Annotated in this window: 18 protein-coding genes; 10 read left to right on the forward strand and 8 right to left on the reverse strand. The window is 55.0% G+C overall.

Features of this window, described 5'->3' with window-relative positions; translation table 11 throughout:
* Positions 1-83: 83 nt before the first annotated feature.
* Positions 84-809: a hypothetical protein gene (locus ACSPHG_RS10260; protein ID WP_435953363.1), complete on the forward strand. Its 726-nt coding sequence runs from the start codon at positions 84-86 to the stop codon at positions 807-809.
* A 31-nt stretch (positions 810-840) separates the two neighbouring features.
* Here the strand turns inward: ACSPHG_RS10260 and pth are convergent, their stop codons facing one another.
* The gene (gene pth / locus ACSPHG_RS10265) at positions 841-1,428 is read right to left on the reverse strand and encodes an aminoacyl-tRNA hydrolase (RefSeq protein WP_435953364.1); all 588 of its coding nucleotides are present in this window, start codon (positions 1,426-1,428) and stop codon (positions 841-843) included.
* A gap of 274 nt (positions 1,429-1,702) precedes the next feature.
* On the opposite strand from pth, the gene ychH reads away from it, so the two are divergent.
* A complete protein-coding gene (gene ychH / locus ACSPHG_RS10270; RefSeq protein WP_435953365.1) occupies positions 1,703-1,981 on the forward strand; it encodes a stress-induced protein YchH in 279 nt (92 codons plus the stop codon).
* A gap of 49 nt (positions 1,982-2,030) precedes the next feature.
* Here ychH and dauA read toward each other — a convergent pair whose 3' ends face one another.
* The 4 genes from dauA to lolB form a co-directional block, all read right to left on the reverse strand.
* Positions 2,031-3,707 carry a C4-dicarboxylic acid transporter DauA gene (gene dauA, locus ACSPHG_RS10275; RefSeq protein ID WP_435953366.1) on the reverse strand — a complete coding sequence of 559 codons (1,677 nt, stop codon included), beginning with the start codon at positions 3,705-3,707 and terminating at the stop codon, positions 2,031-2,033.
* Positions 3,708-3,826: 119 nt separating this feature from the next.
* The gene (gene prs / locus ACSPHG_RS10280; RefSeq protein ID WP_008454180.1) at positions 3,827-4,774 is read right to left on the reverse strand and encodes a ribose-phosphate diphosphokinase; all 948 of its coding nucleotides are present in this window, start codon (positions 4,772-4,774) and stop codon (positions 3,827-3,829) included.
* 129 nt (positions 4,775-4,903) lie between these two features.
* Positions 4,904-5,773 carry a 4-(cytidine 5'-diphospho)-2-C-methyl-D-erythritol kinase gene (gene ispE / locus ACSPHG_RS10285; RefSeq protein ID WP_435953367.1) on the reverse strand — a complete coding sequence of 290 codons (870 nt, stop codon included), beginning with the start codon at positions 5,771-5,773 and terminating at the stop codon, positions 4,904-4,906.
* A complete protein-coding gene (gene lolB, locus ACSPHG_RS10290; protein WP_435953368.1) occupies positions 5,773-6,396 on the reverse strand; it encodes a lipoprotein insertase outer membrane protein LolB in 624 nt (207 codons plus the stop codon). Before lolB ends, ispE begins: the two co-directional genes overlap by 1 nt.
* A gap of 203 nt (positions 6,397-6,599) precedes the next feature.
* Between lolB and hemA the strand changes: the two genes are divergently transcribed.
* The 6 genes from hemA to kdsA are packed head-to-tail and all read left to right on the forward strand — an operon-like array spanning position 6,600 to position 11,919.
* Positions 6,600-7,856, forward strand: coding sequence for a glutamyl-tRNA reductase (gene hemA / locus ACSPHG_RS10295; protein ID WP_435953370.1), 1,257 nt, complete (start codon positions 6,600-6,602; stop codon positions 7,854-7,856).
* 35 nt (positions 7,857-7,891) lie between these two features.
* Positions 7,892-8,974, forward strand: coding sequence for a peptide chain release factor 1 (gene prfA, locus ACSPHG_RS10300; RefSeq protein ID WP_435953371.1), 1,083 nt, complete (start codon positions 7,892-7,894; stop codon positions 8,972-8,974).
* Positions 8,974-9,804: a peptide chain release factor N(5)-glutamine methyltransferase gene (gene prmC, locus ACSPHG_RS10305; protein WP_435953372.1), complete on the forward strand. Its 831-nt coding sequence runs from the start codon at positions 8,974-8,976 to the stop codon at positions 9,802-9,804. Before prfA ends, prmC begins: the two co-directional genes overlap by 1 nt.
* A gap of 9 nt (positions 9,805-9,813) precedes the next feature.
* On the forward strand, positions 9,814-10,218 hold the full coding sequence (locus tag ACSPHG_RS10310) for a SirB2 family protein (protein ID WP_435953373.1): 405 nt from the start codon (positions 9,814-9,816) through the stop codon (positions 10,216-10,218).
* Positions 10,215-11,024 carry an invasion regulator SirB1 gene (gene sirB1, locus ACSPHG_RS10315; RefSeq protein ID WP_435953374.1) on the forward strand — a complete coding sequence of 270 codons (810 nt, stop codon included), beginning with the start codon at positions 10,215-10,217 and terminating at the stop codon, positions 11,022-11,024. Before ACSPHG_RS10310 ends, sirB1 begins: the two co-directional genes overlap by 4 nt.
* 40 nt (positions 11,025-11,064) lie before the next feature.
* A complete protein-coding gene (gene kdsA, locus ACSPHG_RS10320; protein WP_435953375.1) occupies positions 11,065-11,919 on the forward strand; it encodes a 3-deoxy-8-phosphooctulonate synthase in 855 nt (284 codons plus the stop codon).
* A 141-nt stretch (positions 11,920-12,060) separates the two neighbouring features.
* Here the strand turns inward: kdsA and chaA are convergent, their stop codons facing one another.
* Positions 12,061-13,164: a sodium-potassium/proton antiporter ChaA gene (chaA, locus tag ACSPHG_RS10325; protein WP_435953376.1), complete on the reverse strand. Its 1,104-nt coding sequence runs from the start codon at positions 13,162-13,164 to the stop codon at positions 12,061-12,063.
* A 283-nt stretch (positions 13,165-13,447) separates the two neighbouring features.
* Between chaA and chaB the strand changes: the two genes are divergently transcribed.
* Positions 13,448-13,678 (forward strand): putative cation transport regulator ChaB, encoded by a 231-nt coding sequence (gene chaB, locus ACSPHG_RS10330; RefSeq protein ID WP_435953377.1) that lies wholly within the window; start codon positions 13,448-13,450, stop codon positions 13,676-13,678.
* Positions 13,679-13,901: 223 nt separating this feature from the next.
* Positions 13,902-14,600, forward strand: coding sequence for a gamma-glutamylcyclotransferase (locus ACSPHG_RS10335; protein WP_435955992.1), 699 nt, complete (start codon positions 13,902-13,904; stop codon positions 14,598-14,600).
* 51 nt (positions 14,601-14,651) lie between these two features.
* Here ACSPHG_RS10335 and ACSPHG_RS10340 read toward each other — a convergent pair whose 3' ends face one another.
* Both ACSPHG_RS10340 and ACSPHG_RS10345 read right to left on the reverse strand, forming a co-directional pair.
* Positions 14,652-15,005, reverse strand: a complete 354-nt coding sequence (locus ACSPHG_RS10340; protein ID WP_435953378.1) for a DsrE/DsrF/TusD sulfur relay family protein — start codon at positions 15,003-15,005, stop codon at positions 14,652-14,654.
* A 63-nt stretch (positions 15,006-15,068) separates the two neighbouring features.
* Positions 15,069-15,620 carry a YbhB/YbcL family Raf kinase inhibitor-like protein gene (locus ACSPHG_RS10345; RefSeq protein WP_435953379.1) on the reverse strand — a complete coding sequence of 184 codons (552 nt, stop codon included), beginning with the start codon at positions 15,618-15,620 and terminating at the stop codon, positions 15,069-15,071.
* Positions 15,621-15,690 lie beyond the last annotated feature (70 nt).

Consider the following 15,690-nt stretch of genomic DNA (forward strand, 5'->3'; position numbering starts at 1 on the left):
AATAGATATCACCGGTAATATTTATTATTCTACCGAATTAAAGGAGTTATATATTCATATAACAAATGGATGAGGGGTAAAATATGCCAATTATTACTGTTGAGCTTATTAACCGAGAGTGCACCAAAGCTGCAAAAGAAAATAATGGAATTTATACATTTTTTAATCAGAGTGCATATATCGCCAGGAACGGCTGGAATCATGAAAATCAGTTCAAACGTAACGGAGCACTAACATCGAATATTCAAGTAAATGGTGCTACCTATTACGGTTTGCAGGGTGTCTGCTATGGGCTGGTGCTCAAATATATTACCCTCAATGCGAATATTAAACGGCTGCTGGCCTCGATTGAAAAACCTGAAACGAAGGCCGAGATACGAGGCGTGATGAATCTGCAGCTGCACCGTCTTAAGCTTGAGAGAACAACGGATCCCATAGGGCCTGCGTTTTTCAGCCGCTATGGCTTACGGGAAATAGGCTACCTTGAGGTCAATGGCCTACCGGCCGCTTTCCCGCAATTTTTGGGGAGAGTATTGAAGGGGGGATATCACGAAATAGGATTATATCCTTTGGGCCACTCCATTGCCGTAGGTGTAGTTAACGGACAGTATTCTATTTTTGATAGTGATTTAGGAGAGGCGACATTCAAAAGCGCGAAAGATTTAGGTGCTTATATCGTCTGGCTGTTTAATACATTTTATTTAAATGCTATCGATCGCGCGGCGATAACCACCTTTTATTATAATCCGAATGCTTTATTTATACCGCCTGAGCGTAGGGGGAGCCGCGCCAGTTGTTTAACTCAATAGCCAAGAAGAGTTAATCATGGCTATTGAAGAATTATAAAGCGGCCTTAAAGGCGTGAAGCCGATTGGTCGCTTTTGTTAAGCCTTCTTTCAGCCAGACCTCGGTGCAGCGCGCCGCTTCGTCTACCGCTTCATCAATCAATTTCTGCTCATTGACCGGCGGCTTGCCCAGCACAAAGCCAACAACTTTGTTTTTATCGCCCGGATGACCAATACCCACGCGTAAGCGGTGAAAGTTGGGGTTATTGCCAAGCTTATTGATAATGTCTTTCAGGCCGTTATGGCCGCCGTGCCCGCCGCCGAGTTTGAATTTCGCAACGCCCGGCGGTAAGTCCAGCTCGTCGTGGGCGACCAGGATCTCATCCGGTGCGATGCGGAAAAAGGTCGCCATCGCGCTGACGGCTTTGCCGCTCAGATTCATAAACGTGGTCGGCACCAGCAGGCGCACGTCTTCTCCCGCTAGATTAATGCGCGCGGTGTAGCCAAAGAATTTGGCTTCTTCTTTGAGCGACTGGTTGTGGCGTTCTGCCAGCAGGTCAACATACCACGCGCCCGCGTTATGGCGCGTTGCCGCGTATTCCGCACCTGGGTTCGCCAGGCCGACTATCAATTTAATGCTCACGTTTCATTTCCTGAGTCTGATTCAAGCCGCGTAGTTTACTGCGCCACCGTCGCGATGACAAAGTGCAAAGCATCGGTAGCCGAACTGTTGAATAGTTCAATCACTGAACCATTAGAATTTCATGCTATTCAGCAGTTTATTTGTAAATTTATGTAGCGCTTTCATTCGTAATTGTGATCGCCCGCTCATAAGATAAGCGGTAGTGGTGTCTATACTTTACACACAAGGAAAGGGGATATTCCCCGCCGACCCAGGAACCTTCCGGAGGTGACAGATGAAACGCAAAAACGCTTCGTTACTCGGTAATTTTCTCATGGGGTTGGGGTTAGTCGTCATGGTGGGTGGCGTTGGTTACTCCATTCTGAACCAGCTGCCTCAGTTTAACCTCCCACAGTATTTTGCCCACGGTGCCATTTTAAGTATTTTCGTTGGGGCCGTGCTTTGGCTTGCAGGTGCGCGCGTCGGTGGACATGAACAGGTCTGCGACCGCTACTGGTGGGTGCGTCATTATGATAAACGCTGCCGCCGCGATGAACGTCATCGCCACAGTTAAGCATCGAGTCGATTTGCAAAAGCTCCGCTAATTAGCGGAGCTTTTTTGTTTACGCTTTTAGCGCGGCATCCACGTCCGCGAAGAATGCTAGCCTGCCAGCAATCGGCTTCACGCCAGCGCGTGCAAGGGTTCGCAGCGGCTGGAATTCCAGATTGGTCACGCGCAGCTCGCAGCCTTCAGGCAGTTTTTCCACAAAACGTTGAAACGCATCCAGACCGCCCGCGTCCAGCACCGGCACGGCATCCCACTGTAGAATAATGATGCGGTTATCCTCAACGCGCTGGCTTAGCTGGGTAAACAGGCCGTCAGCGGCGGCAAAGAACAGCGGGCCGGTAACGCGCAGCGCCAGAACACCTTCAGGCGTGGCGACGTTCAGCGGGGCGAGGCGGGTCATGCGGGCAATGCGGCGCATAAACAACAGCGAGGCCAGCACGATGCCTACGCTGATGGCGATCACCATATCGAACAGCACGGTCAGCGACATGCAAATCAGCATGACGATGATGTCGTCTTTCGGCGCACGGCGCAGAAGGTTGACGACTTTATGCGCCTCGCTCATGTTCCACGCCACCATCAACAGCAGCGCTGCCATAGCCGACAGCGGCAGCCAGGATAGCAGCGGGGCCAGCACCAGCAGTGCCATAATCACCAGCAGCGAGTGAATAATTGCCGCCACGGGCGAGGTTGCGCCAGCGCGTACGTTTGCTGCCGACCGGGCAATTGCCGCCGTTGCGGTAATCCCGCCGAAGAACGGGGCGATGATATTGCCCAACCCCTGGCCAATAAGCTCGCCGTTGGCGTTGTGCTTGGTGCCTGTCATGCCGTCCAGCACCACGGCGCAAAGCAGGGATTCAATCGCGCCAAGCATCGCCATTGAGAATGCGGCGGGCAGCAGGGCGGTGAGTGAATCCCAGCTCAGCGCAAAGTTTGACTCAGGTATGTTCCACGGCAGCATTAGCTGGGGCAGCAGTTGAGGAATGCCGTTACCCTGCGAGCCGTCTGCCAGCACGTAGTGGAAGCGGGAGCCGATGGTGGCAACGTCGCCGCCCATCAGATGAACGATCGCCATTACGCCGCAGCCAGCGAGCAGTGCCGGGAGATGGCCCGGCAGACGGATCCCGAGGCGCGGCCAGAGAATCAAAACTGCAAGGGTGACCACGCCGATGGCGGCATCACCGAAATTCATGGTCGGCATCGCCATGGCCAGCGCGGCGACTTTATTCAGGTAGTGTTCCGGCACGTGCGCAAGCGTCAGGCCGAAGAAGTCTTTAACCTGCATGGTTGCGATGGTAATGCCGATCCCCGAAGTAAAGCCGAGCGTCACGGAAAGCGGGATGTATTCAATTAAACGGCCAAAGCGCGCGAGGCCAAACAGAATGAGAAATACGCCGGACATCAGCGTGGCGATGAGCAGCCCCGCCAGGCCGAACTGCTGCGCGACCGGATAAAGGATCACCACAAAGGCGGCGGTTGGCCCGGAAACGCTAAAACGCGAGCCTCCGCTGAGTGCGATCACAATCCCTGCGACGGCAGCGGTGTAAAGCCCATACTGCGGCGCAACGCCGCTGCCGATGGCCAGCGCCATAGCAAGCGGGATGGCGATGATCCCGACGGTCACCCCGGCTATGGCGTCGCGGGTGAAGCGGGTAAGGGTGTACTTCTCTCGCCAGCAGGCGTCGATAAGGGCGCGGAAAGGCATGACCGAAGAAGAGGATACGATTTTCACTATGATTCCATCCGTGAGCGCATCATCTGTCAAAATGGCAGGTGAAGGTAATATTGATACTATGAATAAATACTAAAAAAGAAAAAACCCGCCGCAGCGGGTTTTTTTAGCAAGTTCGATCAGTGTTCGAACATTGCAGAGATTGATTCTTCGTTACTGATACGGCGAATCGCTTCGGCCAGCATCCCGGACAGGGTCAGGGTGCGGACATTTGGCAACGCTTTAATTTCATCAGACAGCGGGATGGTATCGCAAACAATCACTTCATCAATCACGGAGTTACGCAGGTTGTGAACCGCGTTGCCGGAGAAGATTGGGTGAGTTGCATAAGCGAATACGCGTTTTGCACCGCGTTCTTTCAACGCTTCCGCTGCTTTGCACAGGGTGCCGCCGGTATCGATCATGTCATCAACCAGCACGCAGTCGCGGCCGCTTACGTCACCGATGATGTGCATAACCTGAGAAACGTTAGCGCGCGGGCGGCGTTTGTCGATGATAGCCATGTCGGTGTCGTTCAGCAGCTTGGCGATAGCACGGGCACGTACCACGCCGCCGATGTCCGGGGAAACCACGATTGGGTTTTCCAGGCCAATTTGCAGCATATCTTCCAGCAGGATTGGGCTACCGAAGACGTTGTCTACCGGCACATCGAAGAAGCCCTGAATCTGTTCTGCGTGCAGGTCCACGGTGAGAACACGGTCAACCCCTACGCTTGAGAGGAAGTCAGCAACAACTTTCGCGGTGATCGGCACACGAGCAGAACGCACACGACGGTCCTGACGAGCATATCCAAAGTAAGGGATAACAGCGGTGATACGACCTGCAGAAGCACGGCGCAGGGCGTCAACCATGACAACGAGTTCCATCAGGTTGTCATTGGTGGGAGCACAGGTGGACTGGATGATGAAAATATCACCACCGCGTACATTTTCGTTGATTTGTACGCTTACTTCACCGTCGCTAAAACGACCGACGGCGGCGTCACCAAGAGAGGTGTACAGGCGGTTGGCAATACGTTGTGCTAGTTCCGGGGTGGCGTTACCAGCAAAAAGCTTCATATCAGGCACGAGAAAAACCTCAGGCATGCGTCCATTGGCGGATGGCTGCTACCGCAACTGTGCGGAGGCGGGTGGGGCAACACCCATCCAGGCGGTGTATAAAGAGCTTGATGCAACGTCTGAAACGAGGTGACGTTGTCACCAATACTCAGCTTGCCCGGATATGGCCTGATGCAGCGGGGAGACATTAACGCCACGCGCAACAAACCCGTGCAGCCATTCCGGGGCTTGCTCAAGCACCTGGCGGGCTTCGGACTCGGTGTTGAACTCTGCAAACACGCAAGCGCCGGTGCCAGTCAGGCGCGACGGCGCGTATTCTAACAGCCAGGAAAGCAGCTCATCAACCTTACGAAATCGTTTTCTTGCGATAACCTCACAATCATTACCAAATTCACAATTTAGCAACGTGCTAATGGGTCTTATTGGCGTATTTCTCGGCAGGTCCGGATCCTTGAAGATTGTCGGGGTCGGGATACTCACGCCGGGATGCGCTACCAGATACCATTTTTCCCGAGGTTCGACCGGGGTGAGAATTTCCCCCATACCTTCGGCAAAGGCCGCATGGCCGCGCACAAACACGGGAACGTCCGCGCCAAGAGCTAAGCCTAGCTCAGCAAGGCGATCCTCGCTCAAACCGGTTTTCCACAGGTGGTTTAGCGCGACCAGAACGGTTGCCGCGTTCGACGAGCCGCCGCCAAGGCCGCCGCCCATAGGTAGACGCTTATCTACGCCCAAATCAGCGCCCGCACCCGCAGGCAGGGTACCTGCCTGCTGCGCTTCGGCCATCAGCAAACGAGCTGCTCGGACAATCAGATTTTCTTCGTCCGGCACGCCTTCAACCGGCGTAACGAGCTGAACCACGCCGTCCTGACGCAGTTCAATAGTGATGGTGTCGCCGTAGTTCAGAAACTGAAAAAGAGTCTGAAGATTGTGGTAGCCGTCTGCCCGACGGCCTGTGATATACAAAAAGAGGTTTAGTTTTGCCGGGGACGGCCAGCGGGTCATCATTATTTAACGGTCCAGTTATCCATTTTCAGTTTGATGCGCTGGCTGCCTTCGCGCAGTTCCATGTTGGACGGCAGAGCTGGCTGCACTTTATCGTTGTAATCGCTGTAAACTACTTTCCAGGTTTTACCATTCTGCGTGTAGTTCACTTCGCTCAGGCGATACTGGTTATCAAGTTTGTAGTCGGTCGCTTCACCCGGCAGGCCCAGCATCCACTGGCGCAGGCTGTTGAGCGGAATCGGCATCCCCGTCAAGCGGTTGACCATATCTTCCGCATCCTGGGCTTCATAGCGTTTGCCGTTGCGATCGACCAACTGAACTTTGCCCGGCTGCGCGTTTAGCTCGAGCTCCGTGCTGCCCAGCGGGTTGGTGAGCAGCAGGCGATATCTGTCCGGTGCGGTTTGCTGCCAGTTAAAACGGGCATAAACTTTTTGGCTATCGGAGAGATAAGCAAAAGCACCACGCGTTTGGTATTGGGTGATTTTTTGCACTTGTTGCTGGTGTTGTAACCACTGCGGCGAATCCGGACTTTTGCCAGGACCTTTAGATTGTGGGGTCACACAGCCGGCGAGAACCAGGCTTGCGAGGGGCAGAAGGCGCATCAGACGGGCTTTTGGCATAATCATAGCGACAGCGAATCCTTAGAAATCGTTATTGTGGTTAACCGTTCATGCTAGCGGTGCGCGGGCGGAGCGTCTACGTTCAAGTTGTCTTAATTCGCAAAACATTCAGATACCCACCTTGGGGTGGTTCTCTTTTATTGACCGCGCTCATCCTGTATGATGCCGCCTGAAATCCTTATCAACATCGGTATTACTCAGACCGCTCAATGACCCTGTTAGCGCTAGGCATCAACCACAAAACTGCTCCAGTATCGCTGCGAGAACGCGTGACGTTTTCGCCGGACACGCTCGACCAGGCTTTGGGTAGCCTGCTGCAACAGCCGATGGTGCAGGGCGGCGTGGTACTTTCCACCTGCAACCGCACCGAACTGTATCTGAGCGTTGAAGAGCAGGATAACCTGCACGAACAGCTGGTGCGCTGGCTTTGCGACTACCACAACCTCAACGAAGAGGAAGTGCGCAACAGTCTTTACTGGCACCATGACAACGACGCGGTGAGCCATTTAATGCGCGTTGCAAGCGGTCTGGACTCCTTAGTGCTGGGCGAGCCGCAAATTCTCGGACAGGTGAAAAAAGCGTTTGCCGACTCGCAGAAAGGCCATTCGCTTTCCAGCGAGCTGGAACGCATGTTCCAGAAATCCTTCTCCGTGGCCAAGCGCGTGCGTACCGAAACCGATATCGGCGCAAGCGCGGTGTCGGTCGCCTTCGCCGCCTGTACTCTGGCGCGTCAAATTTTCGAATCCCTCTCAACCGTAACCGTTCTGCTGGTTGGTGCGGGCGAAACCATTGAGCTTGTTGCCCGCCATCTGCGCGAACATAACGTGCAAAAGATGATCATCGCCAACCGTACCCGCGAACGTGCGCAGGTATTGGCGGACGAAGTGGGTGCCGAAGTTATCGGCCTGAGCGATATCGATGAACGTCTAAGAGATGCCGATATTATTATCAGCTCAACCGCAAGCCCGCTGCCGATCATCGGCAAAGGCATGGTCGAGCGGGCGCTTAAAGCCCGCCGTAACCAGCCGATGCTGCTGGTGGACATCGCCGTGCCGCGCGACGTAGAGCCGGAAGTGGGCAAGCTCGCCAACGCCTATCTCTACAGCGTGGACGATCTGCAGGCGATCATTCAGAACAACCTCGCGCAGCGTAAGGCCGCCGCTGTTGAAGCTGAAACCATCGTCGCGCAGGAATGCAGCGAGTTTATGGCCTGGCTGCGCGCTCAAAGCGCCACCGAAACCATCCGCGATTATCGCAGCCAGGCGGAGCAAATCCGCGACGATCTGGCTGGTAAAGCGCTGGCCGCTCTCTCACAGGGTGCCGACGCCGAAACCGTTCTTCAGGATCTGGCGTGGAAGTTAACCAACCGCCTGATTCACACACCAACTAAATCTCTTCAGCAGGCTGCCCGTGACGGGGATGATGAACGCCTGCAGATTCTGCGCAACAGCCTCGGGCTGGATTAGCACAACAACTCTTATTACAAGGTGAAACACCGCCCATGAAGCCTTCTATTGTTGCCAAACTGGAAGCCTTGCAGGAGCGCCATGAAGAAGTTCAGGCCCTGCTTGGCGACGCAGCCACCATCGCCGATCAGGACCGTTTCCGCGCGCTTTCTCGCGAATACGCTCAGCTGAGCGATGTCTCGCGCTGTTTTCTGCAATGGCGTCAGGTTCAGGAAGATATTGAAACCGCAGAGAGCATGCTCAGCGACCCGGAAATGCGCGAAATGGCGCAGGAAGAGCTGAACCAGGCAAAAAGCGACAGCGAACAGCTTGAACAGCAGCTGCAGGTTCTGCTGCTGCCAAAAGATCCGGACGACGAGCGTAATGCCTTTGTGGAAGTCCGCGCGGGTACCGGCGGTGACGAAGCGGCGCTGTTTGCAGGCGATCTGTTCCGCATGTACAGCCGCTACGCGGAATCCCGCCGCTGGAAAGTGGAAATCATGAGCGCCAACGAAGGCGAGCACGGCGGCTATAAAGAAGTCATTGCCAAGATCACCGGCGACGGCGTTTATGGCCGTCTGAAGTTCGAATCCGGCGGCCACCGCGTGCAGCGCGTGCCTGCGACCGAATCTCAGGGCCGTATTCACACCTCGGCCTGTACCGTTGCCGTCATGCCGGAAATCCCGGAGGCAGAACTGCCGGACATCAACCCGGCCGACCTGCGCATCGACACCTTCCGCTCCTCGGGCGCGGGCGGTCAGCACGTTAACACCACCGACTCGGCGATTCGTATTACCCACCTGCCAACCGGCATCGTGGTCGAATGTCAGGACGAGCGTTCGCAGCATAAAAACAAAGCGAAAGCCTTGTCCGTGCTGGGTTCACGTATACGTGCGGCGGAAATGGCCAAGCGTCAGCAGGAAGAAGCGTCGACCCGTCGCAACCTGCTGGGCAGCGGCGACCGTTCGGACCGTAACCGTACCTATAACTTCCCGCAGGGCCGCGTGACGGATCATCGTATCAACATCACGCTCTATCGCCTGGACGAAGTCATGGAAGGCAAAATCGATGGGCTTATCGAGCCAATCGTGCAGGAATACCAGGCCGACCAGCTGGCGGCGCTGTCCGAGCAGGATTAATGGATTTTCAGCACTGGCTAAAGCAGGGGGTTGCCCAACTGCAGGAGAGCGAAAGCCCGCGACGCGACGCGGAAATCCTGCTTGGATTTGTGACCGGTAAAGCGCGAACCTTTATCCTGGCGTTTGGCGAAACCGAACTCACCGCGCAGCAGCAGAGCCAGCTCGATGCGCTGCTTGCGCGGCGGGTTCGCGGCGAGCCCGTAGCCCACCTTGTTGGCGAGCGCGAGTTTTGGTCGCTGCCGCTGCGCGTTTCACCGGCGACGCTCATCCCGCGTCCCGACACTGAATGCCTGGTCGAACAGGCGTTAGCCAGGATGCCTGCATCGCCCTGTTCCGTACTCGATCTCGGTACCGGAACAGGGGCTATCGCGCTGGCTCTTGCCAGCGAGCGGCCCGACTGCCACATCACCGCGCTCGATCTCATCCCCGAAGCCGTCGAACTTGCCCGCAGCAATGCCGATCGGCTTGGCATTACCAATGTTAAGGTCTTGCAAAGTCACTGGTTTGATGTGCTCAATAGCCAGCGATTTACGATGATTGTCAGCAACCCGCCTTATATCGATCGCGACGACCCGCACCTTTTACAGGGCGACGTGCGTTTCGAACCGATGAGCGCGCTGGTGGCAGACGATCACGGCCTGGCCGATTTACACACGCTCATTGAAACGTCGCGGCAGTTTCTTGAACCGGGCGGCTGGCTGCTTTTAGAGCACGGCTGGCAGCAGGCAAACCAGGTGCGGCAGCTGTTTAGCGCCGCGGGTTTTGTCGAGGTTGAAACCTGTCAGGATTACGGCGGCAATGATCGTCTGACCTTAGGACGCTATTTCTAACGATAAGGAATGGAACCGTTGGCAACTTACTTTGCATTCAAACACTTGCATATTTTGACAGTCATCATTTCCGTGAGTCTGTTTATTCTGCGCTACTGGTGGCAGTACCGTGATTCCGCCATGTCACATAAACGCTGGGTGCGCATCGTACCCCACGTGAATGACACGCTGCTGTTGGGCAGCGGCGTTGCGCTGGTGCTGATTACGCATTTCTATCCGTTTACCCCGCAGGGGACATGGCTGACTGAAAAACTGTTTGGCGTTATCATCTACATCGTTTTGGGTTTTATCGTGCTGGGCCGACGCCCGCGCAGCCAGCAGATTCGCCTGTCAGCCTTTCTGTTGGCGCTGGTGGTGCTCTACATCATCGTTAAACTCGCCACCACAAAAATACCGTTATTGGGGTTTGTATGAGGTCGTTAGCCGATTTCGAATTTAATCAGGCACCGCTGTGCGAGGGCATGATTTTAGTCTCGCAACTGATTCGCGAAGATTTTCCGGAAGCGGAAGTGCGCGCGCAACTCGAACGGCTGGTTAGCCAAGCGCGTGAAGATATCTGCGAAGCCGATCATTCTGACCAGCAGTTGGAAAAGCTGCTGGAGCTATTTTACGGCGAATGGGGTTTCAAGGACGCAGGTGGCGTATATCGCCTGTCGGACGCCTTGTGGCTGGACAACGTGCTAAAAAACCGCCAGGGCAGCGCCGTCTCCCTTGGGGCAATTTTGCTGTGGATAGCCGAACGTCTTGATATTCCACTGATGCCGGTAATTTTCCCCACGCAGCTGATTTTGCGCGGCGACTGGCTGGACGGCGAAATGTGGTTAATCAACCCGTTCAACGGCGACACCCTCGACGAACATACGCTGGAAGTGTGGCTCAAGGGCAATATCAACCCTGCGGCCGAGCTTTTTGAAGAAGACCTCGATGAGTCCGATAATGCCGAGGTAATCCGCAAACTGCTCGATACGCTGAAATCCGCATTGATGGAAGAGCGGCAGATGGAGCTGGCCCTGCGCGCCAGCGAAGCTTTGCTACAGTTCAATCCGGAAGACCCGTATGAAATCCGCGATCGCGGTCTGATCTACGTGCAGCTCGACTGCGAACACGTGGCGCTTAACGACCTTAGCTATTTCGTTGAGCAGTGCCCTGAAGACCCGATCAGTGAGATGATCAAAGCGCAAATTAACTCGATTTCGCATAAGCAAGTTACCCTGCATTAATGCATAATTTTGATTTTTAACTGATAAGGCGACACTAAAGATGGAACAAAAAGTGGTTAGCATTGGCGACATCAACGTCGCAAACGACCTGCCATTTGTGCTGTTTGGCGGCATGAACGTGCTGGAATCGCGCGATCTGGCGATGCGTATCTGTGAACACTACGTTACCGTGACTCAGAAACTGGGCATCCCTTACGTGTTCAAAGCATCGTTTGATAAAGCCAACCGTTCCTCCATTCACTCTTACCGTGGCCCAGGTCTGGAAGAAGGGATGAAGATTTTCCAGGAGCTGAAGCAAACCTTCGGCGTGAAAATCATCACTGACGTTCACGAAGCAAGCCAGGCGCAGCCGGTTGCCGATGTGGTCGACGTTATCCAGCTGCCTGCCTTCCTGGCGCGTCAGACCGACCTGGTTGAAGCGATGGCGAAAACCGGCGCGGTCATCAACGTTAAAAAACCGCAGTTTGTTAGCCCTGGTCAGATGGGCAACATCGTGGATAAATTCCACGAAGGCGGAAACGACCAGATCATTCTGTGTGACCGTGGTGCGAACTTCGGCTACGACAACCTGGTCGTCGACATGCTGGGCTTTAGCGTGATGAAGCAGGTTTCCAACGGCGCGCCGGTCATCTTCGACGTTACCCACGCGCTGCAATGCCGCGACCCGTTTGGCGCTGCTTCCGGCGGCCGTCGCGCTCAGGTTGCTGAACTGGCCCGCGCCGGCATGGCAACGGGTCTTGCCGGTCTGTTCATTGAAGCACACCCGGACCCGGACAACGCGCGCTGCGACGGCCCGTCCGCGCTGCCGCTGGCTAAACTTGAGCCGTTCCTTAAGCAGATCAAAGCGATTGACGATCTGGTGAAGGGCTTTGAGCCGCTGGATACCAGCAGGTAATTTCGGTTTTTTCGAGTGATATGTCGGGTGGCGGCTACGCCTTACCCGACCTACAAAACACAAAGACCACCAAAACAAAAAGCCCTTATCTCGCGATAAGGGCTTTTGCTTTTCTCCCTCGCCTGGGGGAGAGGGCAACCGTCAGGCAAATATCGTCATCAAATAGGCCGCAAACAGCGCGAGGTGCGCGGTGCCGTTCAGCACGTTGGTTCGCCCGGTTGAGAATGATATCTGGCACAGCACCAGCGACGTCAGCATCACCACCATTTCAGGCTTGCCGAGGCCAAAGGTCAGATCGTTACCCGTCAGCATGGCAATCAGCGTCACCGCAGGCACGGTTAACGAGATGGTGGCCAGCACCGACCCGAAGAACAGGTTCATCGCGCGCTGTACCTGATTGCTAAGCACCGCTTTCAAAGCGCCCAAACCTTCCGGGGATAAGATAAGTAAAGCGACGAGGAAGCCGGTGAACTGAGCCGGAGCGTTCAGCGTACTCAGCAGGGACTCCAGCGGGTTGGCGTTCATTTTGGTGACGGCAATAACCGCAACCAGATGCACAACCAGCCAGATGGCGTGCCAGGTACTGCTGTGCGCAGACGGCTTGCCATGATGCGGGTCGTCGTCGTCGGCCTCGTCTTCATGTTCGTAAACAAACAGGCTCTGGTGCGTTTTGGTCTGAATCAGCAGGAACACGCCGTACATCGCGGCGGAAATGGCGGCCACCATCAGCGACTGGCCGACGCTAAAGTTGCCTTCCGGCAGCGCCATCGGGAACACCAGCACGATTACCGCCAGCGGGAACAGCGCTATCAGGTATTGTTTGATGCCAAACAGATTCATGTACTGGGTGGCAAACTTGCGGCCGCCGAGCAGCAGCGAGAAGCCGACCAGGCCGCCCGTCACAATCATAATGATGGAATAGAGCGTATCGCGCATCAACGTAGGCGCGGCGTCGCCGGTCGCCATGAGTGCGGAAATCAGGCTTACTTCAAGAATAACGACGGAAAGGCTGAGAATTAAAGAACCGTATGGCTCGCCCAAACGGTGTGCCAGCACGTCGGCATGGCGAACCACGCTAAAAGCGCTGCTTAAAATAGCCACCAGCGCCAGAATGTTAATTCCGACAACCACCGGCAAGGACTGGCTGGACCCCCACATAGCCAGCACCGCCAGTGCCAGAAACGGGAAAATGAGGGAACTCTCCTTATGGCGGGTTTTCACCGCCTCATGTTGTGTTTTTGGCATTGATTTACTCCATGTCTGCAGGCGATAACCTGTTTCTTTATTATAGTCAGGTTTGTGAAAGGCCATAAAATAGCAAAAAATGACCCTGCAATGGAAATATTTACTTACTTTTACTGCTTTAAGGGTAAAAACGTCATAATCAGCACTAATTGGTGTATGTACTCATTTTGGTCTAGCTAAAACAATGGGATAGTAATTTATCAAATCAAAATAACCCTGATTCATGGCGGGAACGAATATCTTGTCTCACACTTAAAGGTCACTCCCTGAATGAGGAACCATAATGCCTTATAAAAGTAAAAGTGACCTGCCTGACAGCGTACAAAACGTTCTGCCCGCCCACGCGCAGGATATCTACAAAGAAGCCTTTAACAGCGCCTGGGACGAATACAAAGATAAAGAGGATCGCAAAGGCGATGCGAGCCGCGAAGAGACCGCGCACAAGGTCGCCTGGGCCGCGGTGAAGCATCAGTATCAGAAAGGGGATGATGATAAATGGCACAAGAAAAAGTAAACACCACATAATCTAATGATATTGCGCGCAATACCTTATACCCTTCCACAGTCTGGCAGGTAAAGATGACATTTTTTATATTTTGTGATCGTCATCAAACTTGCCAGCGACACGCTAATTGCTTATCGTCACCCATATGCTGCTTTATAAGTGAGCAGTTAAAAATGCCGGGAAGGCGCAGTTGACGTAGTCACAGGGAAGTATGCGGTGGCGGAGGTGTATGGTGTTAACGCGTGATTTCTTAATGAAAGCGGATTGTAAGACGGCTTTTGGTTCCATTGAAGAATCTTTATTGTGGACCCCTGAGCAGCGCTCGGCATCGCTTGCGGCGACCCTTGCCTGCCGGCCCGATGAAAGCCCGGTATGGATTTTCGGCTATGGTTCCCTGATGTGGAACCCGGCCTTTGAGTTTGACGAATCGGCCCCCGGCACGTTGGTGGGCTGGCATCGCGCGTTTTGCCTGCGCTTAACCGCAGGGCGCGGCACCGCATGCCAGCCGGGCAGAATGCTCGCGCTTAAAGAGGGCGGGCGCACTACGGGCCTTGCCTATCGCCTGCCGGAGGCTGACCTCGAGGAGGAGCTGATACTGGTGTGGAAGCGCGAAATGATCACCGGCTGCTATCTGCCGACCTGGTGTAAATTGGCGCTAGACGATGGCCGCACGGTGAATGCGCTGGTATTTATCATGGACCCGCGCCATCCGCTGTACGAAGCCGATACGCGCGCGCAAACCATCGCGCCGCTTATTGCCTCCGCCAGCGGCCCGCTTGGCACCAACGCGCAGTATCTCTTTTCGCTCGAGCAGGAGCTGAAACAGCGCGGCATGCACGATGACTGTCTCGACGAACTGGTAAGCCAGGTTCGCGCCTGGCTGCAAAAGCCGGATGATGAAGGCGGGCAGTATCAAACTGGATTTGCCTGAATATAAAAAACCGCGTTTATCGCGGTTTTTTTTCCTCTATGAGCCCCAGCGTCAGAACGTTAATACCTTATCCGCCGCAAGCGTCCACTCCGCCAGCTCGACAAGCGTACCGATAGCCACGCCGTCTACCAGCGTCAAATCGGTAATGCCGCGCCCGTCGGTGCAGGTTTTGCAAAGTTTTACCGGCACATCCTGAGCGGTGAGAATTTCCAGCATCTGCTGAATGTTGTAACCCTCTGCGGGCTTCTGTCCGCGCAGCCCGGCGGTCACCGCGTCCGACATCAGAAAGAGTTTAAGTTCCGGCTGCTGCGGCTGGTCGCGCAGCGCAATCGCCAGGCGCAGGCTGTTAAACAGAGACTCGCTGCCGTAGGCGGCGCCGTTGGCAATAATAACGATCTTTTGCATGATTTCTTGCTCCTTGTCGTAGAGCGGACATGGTAAATCCTTAACGTCCGCCGGGGAAAGGCGTTACTGCCCGAAGCGGCCAATTAATCCCGCCGCCGCAAGCGCATGGCCTTTGAGTTTTTCAAAGAGCTGCTCGCGCGTCAGCCCCTGCGGCAGGGCATCGGCACGCAGATCGGTGGCGATAAGCGTCCAGGTGTAGTGGTGCGCGCCGCTGCCCGGCGGTGGGCATGGGCCATAGTAAGCGAGCGTCCCTGGGGTATTTTTACCGCCGGTAAAGCCCTTGCCGTCGCGCAGCTCGTTCGCGCCAAAGCCGGTCATGCTTGCCGGAATGTTGTAGGCCACAAGGTGCGTGACGCCCAGCCCTTTTGCGCCTTCCGGATCGTGAATCACCAGCGCGTAGCTTTGCGTGGCGGCGGGCGGGTTGCTCCACACCACGGCAGGCGAGAAGTTTTCCCCGGTGCAGTTCGGGTTGCTCTTCGCGTTACCGGCATACTTCTTATGCAGCATCGCATTATCGGCAAATTCCGGGGATTGCAGCATAAACAGCCCGTCCGCCTGGGCTGTAAAACAGGCGCACAGCAGAGCGGCAGATAAACAGCGTAGCGAGGTTTTCATAGTTGGATGCTCATTAGGCAGGTGAATAAAGCGTAGCGCTGAAATGAGAAATCAGTATGTTATAATTTCC

The sequence above is a fragment of the Dryocola baronae genome, from assembly GCF_051297175.1.
GTDB lineage: Bacteria > Pseudomonadota > Gammaproteobacteria > Enterobacterales > Enterobacteriaceae > Dryocola.